This window comes from Lysobacter sp. OAE881 (assembly GCF_040546665.1).
Lineage (GTDB): Bacteria > Pseudomonadota > Gammaproteobacteria > Xanthomonadales > Xanthomonadaceae > Lysobacter_J > Lysobacter_J soli.
Genome location: NZ_JBEPOG010000001.1, coordinates 3,438,274 through 3,462,159 on the forward strand (window position 1 = coordinate 3,438,274; position 23,886 = coordinate 3,462,159).

Here is a 23,886-nt window from a genome sequence, read left to right on the forward strand (position 1 = left end):
CGCCGCGGCGGCTACGATGCGGACGCTCAGGTATGAATCAGGCGCCCGCCACCGAAGGACCAGTTCTCCCACGTGGTTTCCTTGAAGGCCACCATCACGTGTTCGGGATCGAGCCCCGCCTGCGCGAGGCGATCCATCAATTCGGCCAGCAGCTTCTTCTTCACCTTCACGCTGCGGCCGACCGACCAGAGGATCTCGATCAGCACGAAGTCGTCCGTGCGTGGCGATGCGAGATCGGGATAGCCGGGATCGAAACGGAAGTCGTCGGCGTCCAGTTCGAACACGCGCTGGAACAGATCCGCCTGCGGCACGCCGCTGGAGACCAGGCTCGCATGCACGGCATCGAGCACCTTCGTCTTGAACACGACGGGCTTGGGCTTGCGTACGGTGAGGGTGACCAGCGGCATGACGGCTCTCCCGTTTCGATGACGGTCGCGGTGTTCGACGGTGTGGCCGTCAGGTGGTGATCGGCTGGCTCAGCTCGCGCCACGACGGCGCCTTCGGCCACTGCGGTTCCAGGTTGCCCTCCAGAACGCGGCGCAGGTCGCGGCGATCGAGCTGCGGCGCGATGCCGTGCAGCAGCGCCAGCGCATATTCGCGCAGCACGCGGGCGCGCGGGATCACCGCCCAGGTCACGCACTCGGGCAGCGCGTCCGGTGCGGGCAAGGCGACCAGGTCTTCGTCGCGCGCGCCCACCGCCATCTCCGCCAGCACGCCGACGCCGAGGCCGGCACGCACGTAGGTCTTGATGAGGTCGGCATCGCGCGCGGTCATCGCCAGCTGCGGTTCGAGCCCGGCGTCGACGAAGGTGCGACGCAGCGACGACTCGGCGCGCGTGGACGACTCGTAACTCACCAGCGGATGCGCGGCGAGTTCGGCCAGCGTAGGCGCGCGCTTGAGTCTGGACAGCGGATGCGTGCGCGGTACCAGCACGAGGCGGCGCCAGCGATACAACGGCACGGCGACACCGCCCTCGGGCTCGCCGCCCGCGGTGCTGATGACCGCCAGGTCCGCTTCACCGCGCGCGAGCAGTTCGAGCACTTCGTCGCCCGCGACCGCCTGCAGGTGCATGCTCACCTGCGGGAATTCGCGCTTCACCGCGGCGATGGCCTCCGGCAGCACGAAGCGCGCCTGCGTGTGCGTCGTCGCCAGGACCAGCTGGCCGCTGTGCTGGCCGCGTTCGTTGGCGGCGTAGGCGCGGATGTTGCCGGCTTCCTCGAGGATGCGGCGCGCGTGCATCAGCACGCGTTCGCCGGCCGGCGCGACCGCTTCCAGGCTGCGGCCCTTGCGCGTGAACAACTGGAAGCCCAGCTCGTCCTCCAGCTGCTTGAGCTGCTTGGACAAACCGGGTTGCGTCGCGTGCACGCGCTCGGCGGCCAGCGTGATGTTGAGGCCGGAATCGGCTATGGCGACGAGGTAGCGGAGCTGGGTAAGGGTCATGTCGGAGCGAGTGGCGAAGGCGGCAGGTCGGGCCCGGACGTGCGGGCGGCGGTCGGTTTCGACGTGCACCGACAACACGTGGTCCGAACGGCGGCCGCGTTCATATATCGCTCGATACGAATAAAGGGATGAACAAAAATTACCCTGCGCGGCCGGCCGTGTCCAGCGCGGGGCCGCGCGGCGCGGCCGCGCCCTCGCCGGGCCCGGCCGGGTCATTCCGAAACGGCATGACCGCAGGCGGCGGCGTCATTTCCGCACGTCGGGGTGCATGCGTAGCGTCACGGAATCCCTCCGTTTCGCTTCGGTGCCATGAGCAGTCCGGTGGCCTCAGATCCGCAGGCTTCGCGCCCCCTCTTCCCCGTGTTCGCCGACCTGCATGGCCGCATCGTGCTGGTCGTCGGCGGCGGAACGGTGGCGCTGCGCAAGGCCACGGCGTTGCGCGAGGCCGGAGCACGGGTGCGCGTGGGCGCACCGGCGCTGAATGCGGAACTGGCGGCGCTGGCCGAGCGTGGCGACATCGAACATCTGCCTGGCGAATTCGCGCCGCACTGGCTCGATGACGCGTGGCTGGCGATTGCCGCCACCGATGACGACGTCGTGAACCGCGCCGTGGCCGAGGCCGGCGAGGCGCGCCGTCTCTGGGTGAACGTGGTCGACGACGCGCAGGCGTCTACCGTGCAGATTCCGGCGCGCGTCGACCGCGGTCCGTTGCAGATGGCGATCTCCAGCGGTGGTGCCGCGCCCATGCTGGCGCGCCATCTGCGCGAGACGCTGGAAACGCAGCTCGACGCATCGCTGGGCGAGCTGGCCAACCTGCTCGGCCGCGAACGCACGCGCATCCGCGCGCGCTTCCCGCAGCTCGGCGCACGACGCCGCTTCTTCGACCGCCTGCTGCGCGGCAAGGTGCCGGCGCTGCTGCGCAAGCGGCAGCATCTGGCGGCCGAACGCGAATTCGCGGCGCAATTGCACGCCGAAGTCCCGTCTTCGCGCGGCAGCGTCGCGCTCGTCGGTGCGGGCCCGGGCGATCCGGGCCTGCTCACGTTGCGTGCGCTGCGCGTGCTCAACGAAGCCGACGTGATCCTGCACGACCGCCTCGTCAGCGACGAGGTGATGCAACTCGTGCGACGCGACGCGCAGCGCATCGAAGTCGGCAAGCAGGCCGGCAACCACCACGCGACGCAGGCGCAGATCCACGCGCTGATGCTCGAACATGCCGGCGCCGGCAAGCGCGTCGTGCGCCTGAAGGGCGGTGATCCGTTCGTGTTCGGCCGCGGCGGCGAGGAACTCGAAGTGCTGCGCGATGCGGGCATCGACTTCGAGGTCGTGCCCGGCATCACCGCGGCGCTCGCATGCGCCGCGTATGCCGGCGTGCCGCTCACGCATCGCGATCACGCGCAGTCGGTGCGGCTGGTCACGGCGCACTGCAAGGACTCCGACGACACGCTCGACTGGCAGGCGCTCGCGCAGGAACGGCAGACGCTCGCCGTCTACATGGGCGTCGCCGGCCTGGACCGCTTGAGTGCGCGCCTGATCGAACACGGACGCGCCGCGTCGACTCCGTTCGCCATCGTAGAAAACGGCTCGCGCGCGAACCAGCGCGTGATCGTCGGCACGCTGTCGGAACTGGCGCAGCGCGCGCGCGAACACGACGTGCAATCGCCGGCGCTGCTGATCGTCGGCGAAGTCGCCGCGCTCGCGGACACGCTGCACTGGTTCGGCGCGCCGCCGCTGCGTGGCGCGCCGGCCATCGCCGCGGCCGCCTGACTCCTGCAACACCACATCCCCTACATCGAAACGAGGCAACGCCATGGCCCTTTACGACAGCATCCTCGACACCATCGGCAGCACGCCCATCGTCAAGCTGCATCGCATCGCGCCGAAGCACGTGACGCTTTACGCGAAGGTCGAATCATTCAATCCGGGCGGCTCGGTGAAGGATCGTCTCGCGCTCGCCATCGTGCTCGACGCCGAGCGCAAGGGCCTGCTGAAGCCGGGCCAGACCATCGTCGAGGCGACCTCGGGCAACACCGGCATCGCGCTCGCACTCGTTGCGGCGGCGCGTGGGTACCCCTTCGTCGCGGTGATGACGGAGACCTTCTCCGTCGAACGCCGCAAGCTGATGCGCGCATACGGCGCGAAGGTGATCCTGACGCCCGCCGCCGAACGCGGCACCGGCATGGTGCGCCGCGCGAAGGAACTGGCCGAGAAGCACGGCTGGTTCCTGGCGCGCCAGTTCGAGAACGAAGCCAACCCGGCCTATCACCGCAGCACGACCGGCCCGGAAATCCTGCGCGATTTCGCCGGCAAGCGGCTGGACTACTTCGTCAGCGGCTGGGGCACCGGCGGGACGATCACCGGCGCTGGCGAAGTGCTGAAGCTGGCGCGTCCCGACCTGAAGGTCATCGCCAGTGAGCCCGCCGGCGCGGCGCTGCTGTCGGGCAAGGAATGGCAACCGCACAAGATCCAGGGCTGGACGCCGGACTTCCTGCCCGCCGTGCTCAGCCGCACCGTCGCCGACGAAGTGCTGCCGGTCGATGAAGTCCTCGCGCGCGATACCGCGCGCCGCCTTGCCGCAGAGGAAGGCCTGTTCGTCGGCATCTCGGCGGGCGCGACCGTGGCCGCGGCGCTGAAGGTCGCCGAAAGTGCGCCGGAGGGCTCGGTGCTGCTGGCCGTGCTGCCCGACACCGGCGAGCGCTACCTGTCGACGTTCCTGTTCGAGGGCGTGTCCGAAGGCTCGGATGACGAGTGGCTGGAATCGCTGGAGCGCGACGCGGTCGCCGCGTAACGGCCCGCAATGCGAAGGTCGCGTGAGCGCCGCGCAAGCCGGCGCCACGCGATGCGGGCCGTGATCGCGGTGCATTCCACCGTGCACGGCCGGCGGGCTAACCTGTGCGTGGCGGCGATTGTGGTCGCCAACGATCCCGCACGGAGCCTGCATGACCGTCGTACCCGGTTCGAATCCGCTTCCCACGCCCGACGCCATCGAGCGTGAAAACGCGCGCCTCGCCTGGGCGCGTGCCGCCACCGACGTCCCCGACCTCGAACTGGTGCGCGCGTCCGTCGATGCGGGCCATCGCAGTTACTGGCGTGTGCAGACCTCCGGCGGCAGCCGCATCGTGATGGATTCCCCGCCGCAGCTCGAAGACGTGCGTCCGTGGCTGCGCATGCGCGCGCTGCTGGAAAGCGGCGGCGTGCGCGTGCCGCAGGTGCTGGTGGAAGACGTCGCCAACGGCTTCCTGCTGCTGGAGGACCTCGGCGGACCGACGCTCGCGCAGACCATCGACGAGAGCACCGCCGACGCGCACTTCGACGCGGCGATCGAACAACTGCTGCGCCTGCAGGCGATCCAGCCGCCGCTGGGCACGGGCGAATTCGGCGAAGCGTTGCTGCAGCGCGACGCGGGCCTGTTCGAGGACTGGTTCCTGCGCCGGCACCTCGGACTCGAACTGACCTGCGACGACCTGGACCGCCTCGAACTGGGCCAGCGTCGCCTGATGGACAACGCGCTGCATCAGACGCGCGTGCTGACGCATCGGGACTTCATGCCACGAAACCTGATGCCGGTCGAAGGCGGCCCGGCGGTGCTCGACTTTCAGGATTGCGTATGGGGTCCGGTCGCCTACGATCCGGTGAGCCTGTTCAAGGATGCGTTCCTGAGCTGGCCGCTGGAGCGCGTGGACGAATGGCTGGCGCGCTATCACGAACGCGCGGTGCGCGCGCGGATTCCGGTGCCGCCATTGCCGGTGTTCCAGCGCGATGCCGACTGGCTCGGCGTGCAGCGGCATCTGAAGATCCTTGGCATCTTCGCGCGCCTGCATTACGCGCGACGGCAAGAGCAGATACCTGCCCGACGCGCCGCGCTTCATCCGCTACCTCGACGAAGTGCTGCCGCGCTACCCCGAACTGACGCCGTTGCGCGAAGTGCTGGACGTGCGCATCCGCCCGGCGATGGAACGCGTCGCCCTGCCCTCGCCGTAACCCGCACCGGAGTCCGCTTGAAAGCCCTGATCTTCGCCGCCGGCCTCGGCGAGCGCATGCGACCGCTGACCGACCACACGCCCAAGCCGCTGCTGCGCGTCGGCGGCAAGCGGCTCATCGAATGGCACCTGGAAAAACTCGCCTCACTCGACGTCCGCGACATCGTGATCAACACCAGCTGGCTGGCGTCGCAGTTCCCCGAGCAACTCGGCGATGGCGAACGCTGGGGCGTGTCGATCCGCTATTCGTACGAGGGCGACCGCCCACTGGAAACCGGTGGCGGCATGCTGCACGCGCTGCCGCTGCTGGGTGCCGAACCGTTCGTGCTGGTCAACGGCGACGTGTGGAGCGATTACGACTTCGCGCGCCTGCCGCGCGAGCCGGCGGGCCTCGCGCACCTGGTGATGGTCGATCGTCCGGCGCAGGCGACGCAGGGCGATTTCGCGCTCGATGCCGACGGCTTCGTGCGTGCCGATGGCGAGGATCGACTCACCTACTCCGGCATCGGCGTGTATCGCCCGCAGCTGCTGGACGACTGGCGTTCGCACAGCAGCGATGCGGGCGCGGACGAAACGCCGGCACGCTTCCGCCTCGCGCCGATCCTGCGCGCGCACATGGCGCAGGGCCGCATCACCGGCGAACACCATCGCGGGCGCTGGACGGATGTTGGGACGCCGGAGCGGTTGGCGGGGTTGGAGCGGGAGCTGGCGGGCGCTTAAGTCCGCGCTATCGCCAGAGGGGCGTGGGTTTTAGCCCCTCTCCCTGCGGGAGAGGGGTCGGGGTGAGGGGTAACGAAGCCTCAGGGGCGAACCATCGACGCAGCACCGCGCTGCGCTGTTGCGCTGCGCGATCCACACATCGCGAAGATCAGACCAGCGTTCGCTGGAATGCCGAGAGGGTGCTGACGGATCGCGGGCCTGGTCCCGGCTTTCGCCGGGATGACGGATTTGTGCCCCTTACGAACCCGACTCTCCACTCCCCAGCGTCTGCCGCAGGAACGGCACCGTCACCCGGCGCTGCGCCGCGAGCGACGCGCGGTCGAGCCGGTCCAGCAACGCAGTGAGTCCGCCCAGATCGCGGCCCACGCGTCGAAGCAGCCAGTCGAGCGCCGTGTCTTCGAGCACGAGCCCGCGTCGCTGGGCACGCTGGCGCAGCACGTCGCGACGGCCGTCTTCGTCCAGCGGCGCGAGCGTGATGCGCGTGCACTGTCCCAGGCGCGAGCGCAGGTCCGGCAGGGTCAGCCCGATCGCGTCGGGAATGTCGCGCGCGGCATAGACCAGCGCGCGGCCCGCGGCGCGCGCGCGGTTGTGGGCGTCGAACAACGCGACTTCGTCGTCGCGATGGCCGGCGATGGCGTCCAGGCCATCGAGCGCGATCACGTCGTTGCCTTCGAGGTATTCCAGCGCATCGCGCAGACGCCCGGCCGCCGCGGCGAGCGGCAGGAACGCGGCGCGACGGCCCGCGGCTTCGGTCGCCGCGCACGTCGCCAGCAGCAGATGCGTCTTGCCGACGCCGGCGGGGCCGGCGACGTAGGTGCTGTCGCGACGCGCATCGGCGTGGCCTTCGGCCAGCGCGCGCAGTTGTTCGATCGCGCCGGCGGGCGCGTGCACGAAGGTGTCCAGTCGCTGGTCGGGCGGATAGCGCAAGGCCAGCGGCAACTGCGGAACGCTCACTGCGGGATTACTCGCTCTTCGATCACTCGGGCTTGCGGTCGACCGGCGGCGGCAGGTGCGGATCGGCGAGCGGATCGGGCACGGCGTCCTCGGGCAAGGAATGCGTGCCGACGTAGAGACGGCTGTGGCGGTAGCGCTCCTGCGCGTATCGCAGCAGCACGTTGACCACCGCCGACACCGGAAGCGCCAGCAGCATGCCGAGGAAGCCGAACAGCTGCCCGCCCGCGAGCACGGCGAAGATCACCGCCACCGGGTGCAGGCCGATGCGATCGCCCACGAGCTTGGGCGTCAGCACGTAGCTCTCGATCACCTGGCCGATGCCGAACACCACCAGCACGCCGGCGACGTGCTGCCAGTCGCCGTACTGCACGAGCGCGGCGATCACGCCGAGAAGAATGCCGCTTGCCGGGCCGAGGTACGGCACGAAGGTCAACAGTCCGGCGATCAGGCCGATGAGGATGCCCAGGTCGAGACCGACGGCCCACAAGCCCAGCCCGTACATCACGCCCAGCACCAGCATCACCAGGAACTGGCCGCGCAGGAAGGCGCTGAGCACCTCGCTGGATTCGTGCGCCAGGCGGCTCACGACGTCCAGGTGGTCGCGCGGGATCAGCGAGGCGACGCGTTCGACCAGCAAATCCCAGTCGCGCAGGAAGAAGAAGGTGATCACCGGCAGCAGCGCGACGTTGGCGACGATGCCGATCACGGCGAAGCCCGAGCGCGAGAGATACCCCAGCACCGTCGCGGCGATGCCGCCGGCGCGGTCCCAGTTCTCGCGCACGAGCTGGCTGAGGTGGCCGAAATCGAGCCAATCGGTGAGTTCGATGCCCAGGCGCTGTTCGACCCACGGCAGCGCGGTCACCATGAACCAGTCGCGATAGTGCGGCCACGAGGCGATCAGCGTTTCGATCTGCCGTTCAAGCAAAGGCACCAGGATCAGCAGGCCCGCCAGCACGATCAGCGCCATCGCGGTGAACACCAGCGTCACCGCGACGTTGCGCGAGCGCCCGGCGCGTTCGAGCCGGTCGACCAGCGGATCGCCGAGCCACGCCAGGATCAGCGCGAACACGAACGGCGTCAGGATCGGTGCGAGCACCCAGACCAGCCAGCACACGGCCAGCGCGAGCGCCGTCCACTGCAGGCGGCGCAGGAAGCGTGCGATGTCGTCCAGGGCTTGCGATTGCATGCGGTTCCTTGTCGGTGATGACGTCAGCGCAGGCGGTAGACCGGCGGCTGGCCTTCCAGGCCTTCCATGACATCGACCACGCCGTCGCGTGCGAGCAGGCGGTTAAAGCCCGGCATTCCGCTGACGAGGTCGAGTTCGTATTCCAGGCCCTGCGGCGTCGCGCGCACCGGCGCGAGGCGACGCACGACCGAGAGCTTCTGCAGATAGCCCGCCAGGCGGATGAAATCATCGCTGCTGTCGATGCCGGTGAAGGTCACGCGGTACACACCCGGCTCGCCCGACGGCGCGCGCTTGGCGTAACGCTTCATCAGGGCATCGGCCGCGCCATCGGCGCCGCCGGCCATCAACTGGCGGGCGTCCGCGCCGGTCTGCGACCAGTTCGCCAGCACCTTGCCGGCATCGACGAAAGTCCAGTCGGCCTTCCAGCCGGCGGTGGTATCGCGGTAGAGCTTGCCGATCAGCTGCATCGGCGGGCTATAGCGCGCCGACGCGCGTGCCACGGCGGCGCTGTCGCCGCGCCAGATCGCACCGACAGCCGCCTGTTCGGCGGCGTTGCCGGTCGGGAGTCCGAGCTTGTAGCCCCGCTCGACCGCACGGTTCAGGGCCGGCCGGGCCGCATTCACCTGCGGCAGGCCGACCAGGCGCGGGCCACTGCCGTCGTCGATGGCCAGCCATAGCACCGGCTTGGGCCGCGGCTGCGGCCAGATCGCGATGCCCAGCGTGGCGGCGAGGTCGTTGACGGCCTCCTCGTCGTACTGGATCACCAGCAGGGTGTTGAAGCTCGGCGCGCCCGTCGGGCCGACACCCTCGTCCTGGCGGTAGTCGTACTGCTTCACGTAGATCTTCGCCTGGCGCAGCTCGTTGCCGACGCCGGGCTTGGACGAGACGCTGCGGTCGCCCGAGAGCTTGCCCAGCACCTGCGCCAGGCCGCGCGCGAACGCGCCGTTGCGCTCGGTCTCGCCCTGCCCGTTGACCTTCACCTCGGTGGCGTAGATGCCCTCGGCGCGGGCTCGATCGCCCTCCACGCGCTGGGCCCAGGCGCCGGAACTGGCCACCATCAAGGCGGCGGCCATCATCAGGAAATGGAGCTTCCGGAGGAACGTCGTGCGCGGCATTTCCGCGCGGATTGCCCGAACCATCGCTGTACCTGGGTGCGTCATCAGCCGAAATGGTGCCGCAGGCAGGCCCGGCCCGTCCATTCAAGCTCGTCACGACTGTTAAAATCGCCGCTTCATCTCCCGCGACCGACGAGGCCGCCCGTGTCCAGTTCCCCCTCCGCCCCCACTCCGATCACCTACCGCGACGCCGGCGTCGACATCGACGCGGGCAACGAGGTGGTCGAACGCATCAAGCCGCTGGTCAAGCGCAGCTTCCGCCCGGAGGTGATGGGCGGGCTCGGCGGGTTCGGCGCGCTGTTCGACCTGTCGGGCAAGTACAAGGAGCCGGTGCTGGTTTCGGGCACCGACGGCGTGGGCACCAAGCTCAAGCTGGCGCAGCAGTTGAACCGGCACGACACCATCGGCATCGACCTGGTGGCGATGTGCGTCAACGACGTCCTCGTGCAGGGCGCCGAACCGCTGTTCTTCCTCGATTATTTCGCGACCGGCAAGCTCGACGTGGATACCACGGTCGCAGTGGTGGGCGGCATCGCGAAGGGCTGCGAGCTGTCCGGTTGCGCGCTCATCGGCGGCGAGACCGCCGAAATGCCCGACATGTACCCGCCGGGCGAATACGACCTCGCCGGCTTCTGCGTCGCCGCGGTAGAGAAGTCCAAGCTGCTCGACGGCGCCAAGGTGCGCGAGGGCGACGTCCTGATCGGCATCGCCTCCAGCGGCCCGCATTCGAACGGCTATTCGCTGGTGCGCAGGATCTACGATCGCGCCGGCCGCCCGGCCGACCTCGACGTCGGCGGCGTCAAGCTGATCGACGCGCTGATGGCCCCGACGCAGCTGTACGTGAAGCCGGTGCTCGAACTGCTCGGCAAGCACGATCTGCACGCCATGGCGCACATCACCGGCGGCGGCCTGACCGAAAACATCATCCGCGTGATTCCGGACGGCCTCGGCCTCGACATCGAGGCGTCGGCGATCGTGCTGCCGCCGGTGTTCGAGTGGCTGCAGCGCGAAGGCGCCGTGCCGAACGAAGAGATGTGGCGCACCTTCAATTGCGGCGTCGGCTTCGTGCTGGTCGTCGCGCCGGGCGATGTCGCCGCGGTGAACGCCGACCTCGACCGCCTGGGCCTGCGTCATCGCCCGATGGGACAGGTCGTGAAGGCCGCCGCGGGCGCGTCGCTCGAAAGTCGCGTCCACATCGGTTGAGCGCGGACTTGAGCGCGACGCCGACGCGTCCCGACCGCATCGCGGTGCTGGTGTCGGGGCGCGGCAGCAACCTGCAGGCGATCCTCGATGCGATCGACGCCGGCACGCTGCCGGCGCACATCGTGGGCGTGTTTTCCGACAAGCCATCCGCGGCCGCGCTCGAGCGCGTCGAACCTGCATTGCGCTGGAGTGCGAGCCCGAAGGATTACGCCTCGCGAGAGGCCTTCGACGCCGCGCTCGGCGATGCGATCGAGGCGACTCGGCCGGACTGGATCGTCTGCGCCGGCTACCTGCGCATCCTGTGCGATGCGTTCGTCCAACGCTTCCAGGGACGGCTACTCAACATCCATCCTTCCCTGCTGCCGAAGTACCCCGGCCTGCGCACGCACGCGCGCGCCATTGCCGATGGCGAGCCCGAGCATGGCGCCAGCGTACATTTCGTCATTCCCGAACTCGATGCCGGCACCGTCGTCGCGCAGGCACGCGTGCCGGTGCGCCCCGGCGATGACGCCGATGCGCTGGCCGCGCGCGTGCTCGAAGTGGAGCACCCGCTGCTGCTCGCGGTGCTGCGGTTGGCGGTCGCGGGCCGGCTGGCTGAACGGGGAACCACCACGACCCTGGACGGTCATGCCCTGTTTACGCCGCTCCTCCTAGATTCCGCCGGTGCCCTGCGTGCCCCCGGCGCCGACGGCCCCGTCTAACGGGCCTTCCGGGGAATCGGCATGACACGGCACCTTCCCTCGTACTGGCTGTCGATGAAGCACCTCTCCCGCGTCCTCACCACCGCCCCGCTGCTCTGCCTCGTGCTCGCGTCGTTTTCCGCGCCGGCGTCGGCGCTGGAGCCGTTCGTGGCGAATTACCAGATCTTCAACGAAGGCAAGCCGCTGGGCGAAGCGACCATGCAGGTCGTGCCCGATGAGAATCCCGCGCACTGGCGCATCGATCTCGACATGCGCGGCACGAAGGGCCTCATGGGCCTGGCCAACGTCAATGCGCAGCAGAGCACGGTGTTCGATGTCGTCGGCAACGACGTCTATCGGCCGCTGAGCCAGAGCACGGTGCGCAAGGCCATCTTCGTTGGCCGCAAGATGACGGGCACCTACGACTGGAATGCGCGCACCGCGCGCTGGACGGGCGATGTGAAGAAGAAGCGCCAGGTGCCGGTGCCGCTGAAGGACGGCGACATGAGCGGGCTGCTGATCAACCTCGCGATCGTTCGCGACGCGCAGCCCGGCAAGGCGCTGCAGTACCGCTTTGTCGACAACGGTCGCGCGCGCGACCACAACTTCACCGTCGCGCAGGATCTGGAACCAGTCACCGTCGACGGCATGGGATTCAACGCGATGCGCGTGAGCCGCGTTCAGGGCTCGAACAACGACGAAACGGTAGTGTGGGTCGTGGAAGGCGTCCCCACCCCCGTGCGGATCCTGCAGCGCGAAAACGGCACGGATACTTACGACCTGCGCCTGGTCGACTACAAAGGAGCTCCCTGATGGCCCCCACGAAGGCTCGCTTCACCACCCGCCTGCTGCGCCCGTTGGTTGCAGCGGCGATCCTGGCTGCGGTCAGCGCGCCGGCGCTGGCGATCCAGCCCTTTACCGCCGATTACCAGGCCAGCTACATGGGCATGCAGGGTGCCGGCAAGATGACGCTCGTCGCCGACGGCACCAATCGCTGGAAGTACAGCCTCTCGGTGACCAGCCCGCTGGCGAACCTGCGCCAGACGACCGTCTTTGAAGACACCGGCGGCCAGTGGCGCCCGGTGTCCGGCAACGACAGCTCGCAGGTGCTCACCAAGAAGCAGAACAAGAACGCCACCTACGACTGGTCCAAGGGCGTGGCGACGTGGACGGGCGACGTGAAGCCCGAACGCGCCGGCCCGATCAAGCTGCAGGCCGGCGACATGGACGCATTGCTGATCAACCTGGCGATCGTGCGCGACGTGCAGGCCGGCAAGACCACGCATTACCGGATGGTCGAGGATGGCCGCGTCAAGGACCTCACCTACACCGTCGCCGGCAAGGAAGCGATCACCGTCGGCGGCCAGTCGAAGCAGGCGACCAAGGTCGTCAGCAAGCAGGGCGACAAGGAAACCATCGCGTGGGTGGTCGACGGCATGCCGGTGCCGGCGCGCATCCTCCAGCGCGACAAGGGTCAGGACGCGATCGACCTGCGGGTGCAGAACGTGCGCTGACCTTCGTCGTTACCGGACATGAAAAAGCCCCGCATTGCGGGGCTTTTTCGTTTCATCGCGAGGCTGTCAGGCGCGAGAGTGCCGAGCTACAAGCGTTCGCCACTCCGACCAGAACAGTTCCCACCCCTTGCGATCAAGCTCGTCGCCCGGCGGGATTTTCGGAGTCGATGCTGCGTAGAAGGCTTCGATTTGCCGGGCGAAGCCGACAACTGCCATCCGCCAATCGATTGATGCCACGTGCAGGGTAGTTTCGTCGCGTGTGAGTCGAACGCTCCCGCCCTCCAGATGCTCGACGACGACGTCAACCCCATTAGGGCAGCCGACGAGTAGCAGGCCGTGAACATCATCGGGCCACGCATTGAATGCGCAACAAGGAAAGAGGAGGTTGGCTGGAGCGGCGGAGTGTTCCGGGCTGTGATCTGCATCGATCGTGCGCAGCAGGTGCAAAGCGGCGCCACTGAGAGTCAGGTCCCCGGCGTCCACCAGCACCACATCGCCCACCCTCAACTCGACGCTGCCGTGGGCGCATTGATCGTCCGGCCAGCCTCGTTCGTCACCGAGCCAATGCAGGTCGCACGCGTTGAGCTCGATCGATCGAGTCAATCCTCAGCGCCCTTCAGAACCGTCCGGCAGTCCACGCGCAGCGACTGGTCGCTTCCACGGAACGCGAACGTGCGGCACTCGCGCGCCCCTTCGGTCGTCGTGATGACGGTGACGGCGTAGAAGGACTGCAGCATCTCGCGCATGGTGACGTTGCCGTCGTTGTTCCAGTCCATGTCCTTGCGTTCGATGCCGCGCGTGGCGGCCGCACCGGTGAAATGCAGCCAGCCGACGACGATCAGCAGCGTGACGAAGAAGCCCAGCGTCGCCATGCGGCGCGCGGTAAAGGGAGCCGATTTCTTTCGCGAGAGATCGATCAGCGCCATCGTGGGATCAGCCTGCGATGCGGCGGATGTTCGCGCCGAGGCCCGACAGCTTTTCCTCGATGTTCTCGTAGCCGCGATCGAGGTGGTAGATGCGGTCGATGGTGGTCGCGCCTTCGGCGACCAGGCCCGCGAGCACCAGCGACGCCGACGCGCGGAGGTCGGTCGCCATCACCGGCGCGCCGCTGAGGCGCTGCACGCCGCGCACGATCGCCGTGTGGCCTTCCACGCGGATGTCGGCGCCCAGGCGCTGCAGTTCCGACACGTGCATGAAGCGGTTTTCGAAGATGGTCTCGTTGATCACGCCCACGCCTTCGGCGATGCAGTTGAGCGCCATGAACTGCGCCTGCATGTCGGTCGGGAACGCCGGATGCGGCGCGGTGGTGAGGTCGACCGACTTCGGACGACGGCCTCCCATGTCGAGCGTGATGCGATCGCCATCGACGGTGATGTCGGCGCCGGCCTGCTTGAGCTTGTCGATCACCGCGTCGAGCGTGTCCGGGCGCGCGTTGCGCACGGTCACGCGGCCGCCGGTCATCGCCGCGGCGACGAGGAAGGTGCCGGTCTCGATGCGATCGGGCAATACGTGGTGGCTTCCGCCGTGCAGGCGTTCGACGCCGTGCACGACGATGCGGCCGCTGCCGGCGTGCTCGATGTTCGCGCCGAGTGCGTTGAGGCAGTCGGCCAGGTCGACGATCTCCGGCTCCATCGCGGCGTTTTCCAGCACGCTGGTACCTTCGGCTAGCGCGGCGGCCATCAGCACGTTCTCGGTGCCGGTGACGGTGACCATGTCGAACACGAAGCGCGCGCCTTTCAGGCGACCGTCGCGACGGGCCTTGATGTAGCCGTTCTCGACAGTGATGTCGGCCCCCAGCGCCTGCAGGCCCTTGATGTGCTGGTCGACGGGACGCGAGCCGATCGCGCAGCCGCCCGGCAGCGAGACTTCCGCCGCGCCGTACTTGGCCAGCAGCGGACCGAGCACGAGCACTGAGGCACGCATCGTCTTGACCAGCTCATACGGCGCGACGTGGCTGTGGACGGTGGTGGGGTCGATCACCATGCCGCGGCCGCGGCCGAGCGTCCCCTCATCCACCGTGATGCCGGCGCCGAGTTCGCCCAGCAGCTTGGCCGTGGTCACCACGTCGTGCAGGTTCGGCACGTTGGTGATCGATACCGGGCCATCGGCGAGCAGCGTTGCGCACAGGATCGGCAGCACGGCGTTCTTCGCGCCGGAGATCTGCACATCGCCGTTGAGCGCGGCGCCGCCTTCTACAACGATCTTTTGCATGGGGACGTGGTTCGTGATTGGTGATTCGTGATGGGGTCGCGCGCTGCGTGGATTCAAGAGGGCCGACGAATCGTCGGCCACCAATCGCCGACTACGCCTGTCCTGCTTCTTCCGGCGTCAGCGTCTTGAGCGCGAGCGCGTGGATTTCGCCGCCCATGCGGTCGCCGAGCGTGGCGTACACCAGACGATGGCGGGCCAGCGGCAGCTTGCCGCGGAAGGCTTCGGCCACGACGGTGGCTTCGAAATGCACGCCGTCGTCGCCCTGCACGTCGGCGCGCGCGCCGGGCAGGCCCTGTTCGATCAGCTGGCGGATGGTGTCGGGGTTCAAGGGACGGCCTTTGGAGTCTGGGCTTCGGGGGAATGGGCTTGGAAGCGTGCGGTTTTCGCGCGTCCTGCGCGCCGCGCATGCCGGCGGTGGCCATCGGCCTGGCGCTGTCGGGGCGCCCGTGACGGGCACTTGCCGGCGCAACCGCCTAGAATGGAGGGATTAGCCTAGCGGAAAGACCCCCGGTCCGAAATGGCGCGCCCCATGGCCAGCATTCCCGTTCCCTCTCGTTCCTCGCCCCTCCACGCGTCGACCTACGCCGACGACCCGGCCACGCTCGCCGCGAGCGGACGCCGCGTCTTCGAGATCGAAGCGCAGGCGCTGGCCGAAGTCGCCGCGCGCATCGACGGCGACTTCAGCGCCGCCTGCCGCCTGATCCTCGCCTCGCAGGGGCGGGTGGTCTGCACCGGGATGGGCAAGTCGGGACACATCGCCCGGAAGATCGCCGCGACCCTGGCGTCCACCGGCACCCCGGCGTTCTACGTGCATCCGGGCGAAGCCGGGCATGGCGACCTGGGCATGATCACCGACGTCGACGTCGTCCTGGCGCTGTCCTACTCGGGCGAAAGCGACGAAGTGCTGATGCTGCTGCCGGTACTCAAGCGCCAGGGCAACAAGCTCATCGCGATGACAGGCCGGCCGAATTCCTCGCTCGCGCGCGAAGCCGACGTGCATCTGGACGTGAGCGTCCACGCCGAAGCGTGCCCGCTCGCGCTGGCGCCGACCTCCAGCACCACCGCTTCGCTCGCGATGGGCGATGCGCTCGCGGTCGCGCTGCTCGACGCGCGCGGTTTCACCGCCGACGATTTCGCGCGTTCGCACCCGGCCGGTTCGCTCGGCCGCCGCCTGCTGCTGCACATCGCCGACATCATGCATTCGGGTGACAGCGTTCCGCGCGTGGGCGCCGATGCCAGCGTCAGCGAAGCGCTGGTCGAGATGAGCCGCAAGCGCCTGGGCATGACCGCGGTGGTCGACGAGAACGATCGCCTGCTCGGCCTCTACACCGACGGCGACCTTCGCCGCACGCTCGACGACGATCGCCTCGACCTGCGGAACACGCGCATCGTCGAGGTGATGACGCGTTCGCCCAAGACCATCGGCAGCGACGCGATGGCCGTGGAAGCGGCGCAACTGATGGAAGCGCACAAGATCAGCGGCCTGCTGGTCGTGGACGATGAAGGACGTGTGGTCGGCGCCCTCAACATTCATGACCTGTTGCGCGCAAGGGTGGTCTAAGAGCCCCATGCCCTACAGCCACCTCAACGACTATCCCGCCGACATCCGCGAACGCGCCACGCGCGTGCGGCTCGCGTGCTTCGACGTCGACGGCACGTTGACCGACGGGCGGTTGTACTTCGATGGAGAGGGCAGCGAACTGAAGGCCTTCCACGTGCACGACGGCCAAGGCCTGACGCTGCTGGGCAAGGTCGGCATCGCCGTGGCCTTCATCACCGCGCGCGGCGGTCCCATCGCGAAACGCCGCGGCGCCGACCTGGGCATCGACGAGGTACACGTGGGCGTGAAGGACAAGCTGGCGTGCGTGCAGGACATCGCCGCGCGTCTGGGCATCGGCATGGAACAGGTGTCCTTCATGGGCGACGACCTCGCCGACCTGCGCGTGATGCTGCAGACCGGCTTCGCCGTCGCGCCGGCCGACGCGCACCGCTGGGTCGCCGAACGCGTGCACTGGCGCACGACCGCGCGCGCCGGCCATGGCGCCGTTCGCGAGTTCTGCGACCTGCTGCTCGCCGCCCAGGGCCACGCCGAGCGCCTGCTCGCCGACCTGCTGCGCGTGGAAGGCGTGCGTGTGGAAGGCAACGCATGAAGTGGAGCGCGATGAACTGGCGCGCCATCGGGACGCTGGCGCTGCTGTGCGGCGCCCTGCTCAGCGGCTGGATGATGTGGCAGCAACGCGACCGCGGCACCGCGACGGGCCCCGTCGGCAAGCGTCCCGACTACGTGCTGCACGACTTCCAGGCCACGGTGCTCGACGAGGGCGGACGCGAGTCCTTCACCGTCGTGGCGCCGAAGCTGGAGCGCGATCCGGACGTGCGGACGATGCAGATCGCCACGCCCGAATTCCAGATCCCGCCGCGTGAAGGCGGCCAGGCCTCGGCGTGGACGATCAACTCCCAGAGCGGCTGGGTCAGCGCGAAGGCGGACGAGGTGCGTCTGCTCGGTGGCGTGCGCGCCCAGAGCGCGAATGCTGACGGCAAGCCGATCAAGATCGTCACCGAGGAACTGAACGTCTTCCCCGATGCGCGCCGCGCCACCACGGCCTCGCAGGTAACCCTCACGCAGCCCGGCCTTATACTGAACGGCCGCGGCCTGGATGCCGACCTCGATGCCAAGCGCATCACCCTCAAGAACGACGTCAAGGCCCGATATGAACGTGCTGCCCCTTAGCGCTGTGCTGCTGGCACTGGCCCTCATGCCGGCGACGGTGTTCGCGCGCACGTCCGATCGCAGCAAGCCGATGGACATCGACGCCGGCAAGAGCGACTACTCGATGGACGACAGCCGTCCGACGGTGCTCAGCGGCGGCGTGATCATCACGCAGGGCACGCTGGAGATCCGCGCCGACCAGGCCGTGATCACCTCGGCCAACGGCGATCCGGTGCGCGTGGTGCTGACCGGCTCGCCGGTCACCCTCAAGCAGGAACTCGACGACGGCAAGCAGATGGACGCCGTCGCCAAGAAAGTCGATTACGACCTCAAGACCGAGATCGTCGTCTTCACCGGCAGCGTGAACATCCGCCAGCCGTCGGGCTCGATCGCCGGCGAGCGCGTGGTCTACAACATGAGGACCGGCCAGGTGCAGGGCGGCGGCCAGGGCACGAACGATCGCGTGAAGATCCGCATCATTCCGAAGAATCAGGGGGGCGGCTGATGCTGGTCGCCCAGGGCCTGCGGAAGGCCTACCGTTCGCGCGAAGTGGTGAAGGACTTCGGCCTCACGCTCGATGCCGGCGAAGTGGTCGGCCTGCTCGGCCCCAACGGCGCCGGCAAGACCACGTGCTTCTACATGATCGTCGGCCTGGTGCCCGCCGATGCCGGGCAGATCGTGCTCGACGGCAAGGACATCACGTCCGAGCCCATGTACGCGCGCGCCAAGTACGGCGTCGGCTACCTGCCGCAGGAGCCGTCTGTGTTCCGCAAGCTGTCGGTGGCCGACAACATCCGCCTGGTGCTTGAGCTTCGCGAGGACCTGGACCGCAACGGCCGTGACCGCGAACTCGACAGCCTGCTCGACGAACTCCAGGTCGGCCACGTTGCGGACCAGATCGGCGCGAGCCTTTCCGGCGGCGAGCGCCGTCGTGTCGAAATCGCACGCGCACTGGCGGCAAGGCCGCGCCTGATGCTGCTCGACGAACCGTTCGCGGGCGTGGACCCGATTTCGGTCGGCGAGATCCAGCGGATCGTGAGCCATCTCAAGAATCGCGGAATCGGGGTCCTGATCACGGACCACAACGTCCGCGAAACCTTGGGCATTTGCGATCGTGCGTATATCCTCAACGAAGGCGGCGTTCTGGCGCAGGGTGCACCGGATGCGTTGCTTGCGAACCCCGATGTGCGTCGCGTCTACCTGGGTGAAACCTTCCGGCTGTAAGGATGTAGTCGAAGGGTGCGGTTTCACCGCACACCCATAGCCACGCGGCCGTCGGTTCCCCCTGGTCGCGTTGGCATTGGACAATGAAACCGCGTCTTCAAGCCGCACTCGGACAACAGCTGGTGATGACACCGCAGTTGCGTCAGGCAATCCGCCTGTTGCAGCTGTCTGCGGTCGAGCTCGAGGCTGAACTGGCCGCGGCGGTCGAGAGCAATCCGCTGCTCGACTGGACGGAAACGGCCATCAGCGTCACCAACGGTTCGGCCACCAACGGTGAATCCTCGGGCGAAAGCGCCACCAACGGCGCCGAACCCGAACACCTGCCGCCGGAAGCCGAATGGAACACCGACGGCGAGCCCTGGTACGAACGCGTGGGCCCGGCCGACAGCGACGACGACACGCCGATCGCCGAACAGGTCGCCGAATCGGACACGCTGCACGATCACCTGCTCTGGCAGCTGCACCTCAGCCCGCTCTCCTCACGCGATCGATCGATCGGCGTGGCGCTGATCGAATCCATCGATGACGACGGCTACCTGCGCGAGCCACTCGACGCGATCGCCGCCTCGCTCGAGTCCTCGCTGGAATGCAGCCAGGACGAACTCACCACCGTGCTGCACCAGATCCAGCAGTTCGACCCGGTGGGCGTCGGCGCACGCACGCTGGGCGAATGCCTGCGTTTGCAGCTCGCACAGCTGCCGCCGGAGACGCCGGGGCGCGCATTGGCCCACCAGTTGGCCAATGGCCCGCTGGAACGCCTGCCGCGCGTCGGCGTGGCGGGTTTGGCGGCCGAACTCAAGCTCGATCTGGTCGAAGCGGAAACGGCCGTGCAGTTGCTGCGCTCGCTCGATCCGCGCCCCGGCGCGCAGATCGGTGCCATCGCCAGCGACACCTACGTCGCACCGGACGTCGTGATCTGGCGACAGCACGGCCTGTGGCGCGTGGCGCTGGCCGACGGCATGCGTCCGCGCATTTCGATCCATCGCGGCTACGAGAACATGCTGCGCCACGCGAGCGGCACCGACGCCAGCTACCTGCGCGGACACCTGCAGGAAGCGCGCTGGCTGCTCAAGAGCCTGGAAGCGCGCGGCGAAACGCTCATCAAGGTGGCGCGCTGCCTGATCAAGCAGCAGGCGGCGTTCCTGGAGTTCGGCGACAGCGCGCTGCGTCCGCTGACCCTGCGCGAAGTCGCGGCGGAGGTCGGCCTGCACGAATCCACCGTCTCGCGCGCGATCGCCCGCAAGTACGCGCGCACCCCGCGCGGCACGGTGCCGCTGCGCGCGTTCTTCGCATCGGGTATCGAGACCGGCGCCGGTGGCGAGGCGTCGAGCACGGCCATCCAGGCGATGATCCGCCGCCTCATCGAGGCCGAAAACCCCCGCAAGCCCCTCTCCGACGCCCGCCTGGCCGAGACCCTCAAGGCCACCGGCGTCCCGGTCGCGCGCCGCACCGTCGCCAAGTACCGCGAGGCCATGAGCATCCCGTCCTCGCAGGACCGCGTAAGGATCGGTTAGGAAATCGGGATCGTTGCGTGAAAGCGGCGATCACAAAACCTTGCCGGATCAAAGCGTTCGACGCGCAAGCCCGAAACTGCGGATGGATGCCCCTTGCGCAACGCACCGGGCGTGCCATCCTGTCTTCCCGTCGCGACGTAAAGGAGGTCTTCGATGCGCATCGAAACTTACGGCCAGCAGATCGAGGTCACGCCCGCCCTGCGGGACTACGTGGAAAGCAAGCTCTCGCGACTGGAGCGCCATTGCGAACAACCCTTCGACGTCCGCACCCAGCTGAGCCTTGAGAAACCCAACCACCGCGCAAAGGCCACCGTGAATCTCGCCGGCCGCACGCTCGTGGCCGACGCGCAGGCGCTGGACATGTACGCCGCCATCGACCTGCTCACCGACAAGCTCGACCGCCTGCTTCGCGAACACCGCAGCAAGGTCGTCGACCATCATCGCGGCGAAAGCGCCGCCCGCAGCAACAGCTTCGGCTGACCGAGACCCGCCACCCCACACCATGCCGCTGCATGATCTGTTGTCACGCGCGCGTGTCGCCATCCTGGATGGCCACGCGATAGAAGCGGGCGCGTCCGAGGGCGCGCCCGCACTTCTGCGCGTGCTCGACGCAGCGGCGTGGCTGCTGTCCGATGGCGAGGACAGCGCGCCGATCTCGCTCGCCCTGCGCGATCGCGAACGCCGCGCCAGCACGGCGATCGGCGACGGCGTGGCCGTGCCGCACGCGCGCGTGGCCGACATCGACGAATGCCGTGCGGCGTTTCTGCGCGTCGAGCACCCGGTCGATTTCGAAGCGGCCGACGGCAAGCCCGTCGACCTCGTACTCGCGCTGCTCGTGCCCGAGCACGACGTCAATGCGCAACTGCAGCGCCTGGCGGAGATCGCCGAGCGCTTCGCCGATCCCGAGTATCGCGCCGCGCTGCGCAAGGCCCGCGACGCAGGCCACCTGCGCCAGCTGCTGGGCGGCTCGGGTCCCGATTTCCTTCCCTGCGCCGCCTGAGGGCCCGGATGAGCACCAGCATCAGCGCAGGGGAACTGTTCGAACAACAACGCGATCGTCTCGGCCTGCGCTGGCTGGCCGGGCAACGCGGCGACCGTCGCATCCTCGAAGCGGTCAACACCGTCGCGCGCCGTCCGTCGCTGGCCGGCTATCTCAACGCGATCTACCCCAACAAGGTGCAGATCCTCGGCACCGAGGAACTGGCGTGGCTGGACGCGCTCGAACCGCGCCTGCGCTGGGAAACGATCGAGAAGATCATGCAGTTCCGCCCGCTCGCGCTGGTCATCAGCAAGGACCAGGCGTGCCCGGAAGACCTGCGCATCGCGGCCGAGGAAAGCAACACGCCGCTGTGGGTCTCGCCGCGACGCGGGCATGAGCTGCTCAACCACCTGCAGTACCACCTCGCGCGCGCACTCGCGCCGCGGGTGACGTTGCACGGCGTCTTCATGGAGATCTACTCCATCGGCGTGCTGATCACCGGCGAGTCGGGATCGGGCAAGAGCGAACTCGCGCTGGAACTGGTGACGCGCGGCCACCGCCTGGTCGCCGACGACGCGCCCGAATTCACGCAGATCGCGCCCGACGTCCTCGACGGCACGTGCCCGGAAATGCTCCAGGACCTGCTCGAAGTACGCGGCCTGGGCGTGCTCAACATCCGCCAGATGTTCGGCGACACCGCGGTGAAGAACAACAAGTACCTGCGCCTGATCGTGCATCTTGGCAGGCCGATGACCGAACCCAAGCCGATGGGCATGGAACGGCTCACCGGCGACAGCGGCGTGCGTCGCGTGCTCGACCTCGACGTGCCGATGATCACCCTGCCCGTCATGCCCGGCCGCAACCTCGCCGTGCTGACCGAAGCAGCCACGCGGCTGCACAGCCTGCGCATGAAGGGGCTGGACCCGGCGGCGGCGTTCATCGCGCGACACAGCAACTTCCTCGAACGCGGCGATTCCTGACCGCGCACCTTCCCTTCGCCTGCCAGCGCCATGAGCGAAACGCCCAACTCCACGCTTGTCATCGTCAGCGGCATGTCCGGTTCGGGCAAATCCGTCGCACTGCGCACGTTCGAAGACCTGGGCTATTTCTGCGTCGACAACCTGCCCGCCGATCTGCTGCCGCAATTCGTCGCCAGCGTGATGCGCGCCGACGACGGCGCGCCGGCAAAGATGGCGGTGAGCATCGACGTGCGAAACCGCCACAGCGACCTGAGCAACATCCCGGAGTGGCTCTCAGCTGTCGGCAAGCTCGGGCTGGATCCGCGGCTGGTGTTCTTCGACGCGAACGAAAGTGCGCTGCTCAAGCGCTATGCCGACACGCGCCGTCGTCATCCGCTGAGCCATCTCGGGCTGTCGCTCGCCGATGCGATCGCGCTGGAGCGGCAGGTACTCAAGCCGCTTCGATCCATCGCCGATGCGGTGGTCGACACCAGCACCCTCAACGTGCACCAGCTGCGGCGGCAGGTGCTCACCGAATTCGGCATCGGCGGCGACACCGGCATGTCGCTGCTGTTCGAATCCTTCGCCTACCGTCGCGGCGTGCCGCCGGACGCGGATTTCGTCTTCGATGCGCGCGCGCTTCCGAACCCGCACTGGGATCCGGTGCTGCGCCCGTTGTCCGGGCGCGATGCGGCGATCCGCGAATACCTGGAATCGCAGGCCGACGTGAACCTGTTCTTCGAGCAGATCCGCACGTTCCTCGACACGTGGCTGCCGCGCCTGCACGTGGACAGCACGCGCAGCTACGCGACGATCGCCTTCGGCTGCACCGGCGGTCGCCATCGTTCGGTGTATCTGGCCGAACGCTTCGCCGAGCACGCGCGCGAGCAGGGCTGGGACGAGGTCGCCGTGCATCATCGCGAGCTGGATTGATCGGCGCGCGATCTTCACCGGCTTCCAGTCGTCTTCACGGCACCGCAACGAAGGCGGCCTCATCGCGGTGAATGCGTCCTGACTCGTGCCTTCGCATGAGCACGCCTCACGAAATTTTCGCATCACGCTTGCACGCGCCTTGCGGTGCCAAGGCTACGGTCGGGTTGCGCTGATCGACGGCGCTCATCCGCAGGAGAGTGCAATGCGAAAGTCCACCGTGACACGAACGGTCCTGATCGCGATGGCCGTCGCGTTCGCTTCCCCTGCCCTCGCACAGCGGACCGAACCGCCGACGCCCACGTCGCCACCGACCGGCAGTACCACCGACACGACCCCGCGCACGCTCAGCTTCTCCGACCTCGACGTCAACGCCGACGGCAAGGTGAGCAAGGACGAAGCCGCGGCCGACGCACGACTGACCAGCCATTACGCGCAGGTCGATCGCGACGGCGACGGGCAGGTGTCGGAAGCCGAATACGCAGCGGGCCACCAGCGCACCGATACCTCGACGCCGCGATGATCCGCGCGCGTCTCGCGCAGGGCCCCAACGACAAGACCCCATCGACA

Annotated in this window: 27 protein-coding genes and 1 pseudogene; 19 read left to right on the forward strand and 9 right to left on the reverse strand. The window is 68.3% G+C overall.

What is annotated here, in order from left to right:
- Window positions 1-26 precede the first annotated feature (26 nt).
- Together ABIE51_RS15845 and ABIE51_RS15850 are read right to left on the reverse strand one after the other, a co-directional pair.
- Window positions 27-407 (reverse strand): tautomerase family protein, encoded by a 381-nt coding sequence (locus tag ABIE51_RS15845; RefSeq protein ID WP_157030942.1) that lies wholly within the window; start codon window positions 405-407, stop codon window positions 27-29.
- Between the two features lie 49 nt (window positions 408-456).
- On the reverse strand, window positions 457-1,440 hold the full coding sequence (locus ABIE51_RS15850) for a LysR family transcriptional regulator (protein ID WP_157030943.1): 984 nt from the start codon (window positions 1,438-1,440) through the stop codon (window positions 457-459).
- 321 nt (window positions 1,441-1,761) lie between these two features.
- Here ABIE51_RS15850 and cysG point away from each other — a divergent pair, with 321 nt between their 5' ends.
- From cysG to murU, 4 genes and pseudogenes are all read left to right on the forward strand, one after another.
- Window positions 1,762-3,204 carry a siroheme synthase CysG gene (cysG, locus tag ABIE51_RS15855; RefSeq protein ID WP_354504480.1) on the forward strand — a complete coding sequence of 481 codons (1,443 nt, stop codon included), beginning with the start codon at window positions 1,762-1,764 and terminating at the stop codon, window positions 3,202-3,204.
- 43 nt (window positions 3,205-3,247) lie between these two features.
- A complete protein-coding gene (gene cysK / locus ABIE51_RS15860) occupies window positions 3,248-4,225 on the forward strand; it encodes a cysteine synthase A (protein WP_115842535.1) in 978 nt (325 codons plus the stop codon).
- 151 nt (window positions 4,226-4,376) lie between these two features.
- Window positions 4,377-5,418, forward strand: a pseudogene (locus ABIE51_RS15865) (aminoglycoside phosphotransferase family protein).
- A gap of 17 nt (window positions 5,419-5,435) precedes the next feature.
- Window positions 5,436-6,137, forward strand: coding sequence for an N-acetylmuramate alpha-1-phosphate uridylyltransferase MurU (gene murU / locus ABIE51_RS15870; protein ID WP_192631428.1), 702 nt, complete (start codon window positions 5,436-5,438; stop codon window positions 6,135-6,137).
- A gap of 237 nt (window positions 6,138-6,374) precedes the next feature.
- On the opposite strand, the gene hda is transcribed toward murU, so the two are convergent.
- From hda to ABIE51_RS15885, 3 genes are read right to left on the reverse strand one after another with little or no spacing between them, the layout of a single operon-like run.
- Window positions 6,375-7,091 carry a DnaA regulatory inactivator Hda gene (gene hda, locus ABIE51_RS15875; RefSeq protein ID WP_192631429.1) on the reverse strand — a complete coding sequence of 239 codons (717 nt, stop codon included), beginning with the start codon at window positions 7,089-7,091 and terminating at the stop codon, window positions 6,375-6,377.
- A gap of 22 nt (window positions 7,092-7,113) precedes the next feature.
- Complete coding sequence (locus ABIE51_RS15880) at window positions 7,114-8,277, reverse strand: AI-2E family transporter (protein ID WP_192631430.1); 1,164 nt, start codon at window positions 8,275-8,277, stop codon at window positions 7,114-7,116.
- A 23-nt stretch (window positions 8,278-8,300) separates the two neighbouring features.
- Window positions 8,301-9,416, reverse strand: a complete 1,116-nt coding sequence (locus ABIE51_RS15885; RefSeq protein WP_232338441.1) for a DUF2066 domain-containing protein — start codon at window positions 9,414-9,416, stop codon at window positions 8,301-8,303.
- Between the two features lie 120 nt (window positions 9,417-9,536).
- Between ABIE51_RS15885 and purM the strand changes: the two genes are divergently transcribed.
- From purM to ABIE51_RS15905, 4 genes are read left to right on the forward strand one after another with little or no spacing between them, the layout of a single operon-like run.
- Window positions 9,537-10,595: a phosphoribosylformylglycinamidine cyclo-ligase gene (gene purM, locus ABIE51_RS15890; RefSeq protein WP_192631431.1), complete on the forward strand. Its 1,059-nt coding sequence runs from the start codon at window positions 9,537-9,539 to the stop codon at window positions 10,593-10,595.
- An 8-nt stretch (window positions 10,596-10,603) separates the two neighbouring features.
- Window positions 10,604-11,296: a phosphoribosylglycinamide formyltransferase gene (gene purN, locus ABIE51_RS15895; RefSeq protein WP_192631432.1), complete on the forward strand. Its 693-nt coding sequence runs from the start codon at window positions 10,604-10,606 to the stop codon at window positions 11,294-11,296.
- A gap of 21 nt (window positions 11,297-11,317) precedes the next feature.
- Window positions 11,318-12,088: a DUF3108 domain-containing protein gene (locus tag ABIE51_RS15900; protein ID WP_354504486.1), complete on the forward strand. Its 771-nt coding sequence runs from the start codon at window positions 11,318-11,320 to the stop codon at window positions 12,086-12,088.
- Window positions 12,088-12,789 (forward strand): DUF3108 domain-containing protein, encoded by a 702-nt coding sequence (locus tag ABIE51_RS15905; protein ID WP_157030951.1) that lies wholly within the window; start codon window positions 12,088-12,090, stop codon window positions 12,787-12,789. The genes ABIE51_RS15900 and ABIE51_RS15905 overlap by 1 nt, the downstream gene beginning before the upstream one ends.
- A gap of 66 nt (window positions 12,790-12,855) precedes the next feature.
- Here ABIE51_RS15905 and ABIE51_RS15910 read toward each other — a convergent pair whose 3' ends face one another.
- The 4 genes from ABIE51_RS15910 to ABIE51_RS15925 all read right to left on the reverse strand — a co-directional run bounded on the left by ABIE51_RS15910 (window position 12,856) and on the right by ABIE51_RS15925 (window position 15,328).
- Window positions 12,856-13,392 (reverse strand): hypothetical protein, encoded by a 537-nt coding sequence (locus ABIE51_RS15910; protein ID WP_192631433.1) that lies wholly within the window; start codon window positions 13,390-13,392, stop codon window positions 12,856-12,858.
- Window positions 13,389-13,715: an EF-hand domain-containing protein gene (locus ABIE51_RS15915; protein ID WP_354504488.1), complete on the reverse strand. Its 327-nt coding sequence runs from the start codon at window positions 13,713-13,715 to the stop codon at window positions 13,389-13,391. The genes ABIE51_RS15910 and ABIE51_RS15915 overlap by 4 nt, the downstream gene beginning before the upstream one ends.
- A gap of 7 nt (window positions 13,716-13,722) precedes the next feature.
- The gene (murA, locus tag ABIE51_RS15920; protein ID WP_157030952.1) at window positions 13,723-15,000 is read right to left on the reverse strand and encodes a UDP-N-acetylglucosamine 1-carboxyvinyltransferase; all 1,278 of its coding nucleotides are present in this window, start codon (window positions 14,998-15,000) and stop codon (window positions 13,723-13,725) included.
- 91 nt (window positions 15,001-15,091) lie between these two features.
- Window positions 15,092-15,328, reverse strand: a complete 237-nt coding sequence (locus tag ABIE51_RS15925) for a BolA family protein (RefSeq protein ID WP_115842544.1) — start codon at window positions 15,326-15,328, stop codon at window positions 15,092-15,094.
- Between the two features lie 201 nt (window positions 15,329-15,529).
- Here ABIE51_RS15925 and ABIE51_RS15930 point away from each other — a divergent pair, with 201 nt between their 5' ends.
- The 11 genes from ABIE51_RS15930 (at window position 15,530) to ABIE51_RS15980 (ending at window position 23,839) form a co-directional block, all read left to right on the forward strand.
- Window positions 15,530-16,561, forward strand: a complete 1,032-nt coding sequence (locus ABIE51_RS15930) for a KpsF/GutQ family sugar-phosphate isomerase (protein WP_115842610.1) — start codon at window positions 15,530-15,532, stop codon at window positions 16,559-16,561.
- Window positions 16,562-16,568: 7 nt separating this feature from the next.
- Window positions 16,569-17,150, forward strand: coding sequence for a KdsC family phosphatase (locus tag ABIE51_RS15935; protein WP_157030954.1), 582 nt, complete (start codon window positions 16,569-16,571; stop codon window positions 17,148-17,150).
- The gene (gene lptC, locus ABIE51_RS15940; protein ID WP_192631434.1) at window positions 17,147-17,731 is read left to right on the forward strand and encodes an LPS export ABC transporter periplasmic protein LptC; all 585 of its coding nucleotides are present in this window, start codon (window positions 17,147-17,149) and stop codon (window positions 17,729-17,731) included. Before ABIE51_RS15935 ends, lptC begins: the two co-directional genes overlap by 4 nt.
- Window positions 17,718-18,215 (forward strand): lipopolysaccharide transport periplasmic protein LptA, encoded by a 498-nt coding sequence (lptA, locus tag ABIE51_RS15945; RefSeq protein ID WP_192631435.1) that lies wholly within the window; start codon window positions 17,718-17,720, stop codon window positions 18,213-18,215. The genes lptC and lptA overlap by 14 nt, the downstream gene beginning before the upstream one ends.
- The gene (gene lptB / locus ABIE51_RS15950) at window positions 18,215-18,934 is read left to right on the forward strand and encodes an LPS export ABC transporter ATP-binding protein (RefSeq protein ID WP_115842548.1); all 720 of its coding nucleotides are present in this window, start codon (window positions 18,215-18,217) and stop codon (window positions 18,932-18,934) included. The genes lptA and lptB overlap by 1 nt, the downstream gene beginning before the upstream one ends.
- Window positions 18,935-19,017: 83 nt before the next feature.
- On the forward strand, window positions 19,018-20,448 hold the full coding sequence (locus ABIE51_RS15955; protein ID WP_192631436.1) for an RNA polymerase factor sigma-54: 1,431 nt from the start codon (window positions 19,018-19,020) through the stop codon (window positions 20,446-20,448).
- Window positions 20,449-20,601: 153 nt separating this feature from the next.
- Window positions 20,602-20,928, forward strand: coding sequence for a ribosome hibernation-promoting factor, HPF/YfiA family (hpf, locus tag ABIE51_RS15960; RefSeq protein ID WP_115842550.1), 327 nt, complete (start codon window positions 20,602-20,604; stop codon window positions 20,926-20,928).
- Window positions 20,929-20,968: 40 nt separating this feature from the next.
- Entirely contained in the window at window positions 20,969-21,448 is a 480-nt protein-coding gene (locus ABIE51_RS15965; protein WP_192631437.1) for a PTS sugar transporter subunit IIA, read from the forward strand.
- Between the two features lie 8 nt (window positions 21,449-21,456).
- Window positions 21,457-22,407, forward strand: a complete 951-nt coding sequence (hprK, locus tag ABIE51_RS15970) for an HPr(Ser) kinase/phosphatase (RefSeq protein WP_115842552.1) — start codon at window positions 21,457-21,459, stop codon at window positions 22,405-22,407.
- A 30-nt stretch (window positions 22,408-22,437) separates the two neighbouring features.
- On the forward strand, window positions 22,438-23,319 hold the full coding sequence (rapZ, locus tag ABIE51_RS15975) for an RNase adapter RapZ (RefSeq protein ID WP_115842553.1): 882 nt from the start codon (window positions 22,438-22,440) through the stop codon (window positions 23,317-23,319).
- 202 nt (window positions 23,320-23,521) lie between these two features.
- Entirely contained in the window at window positions 23,522-23,839 is a 318-nt protein-coding gene (locus ABIE51_RS15980; RefSeq protein ID WP_157030959.1) for an EF-hand domain-containing protein, read from the forward strand.
- Window positions 23,840-23,886 lie beyond the last annotated feature (47 nt).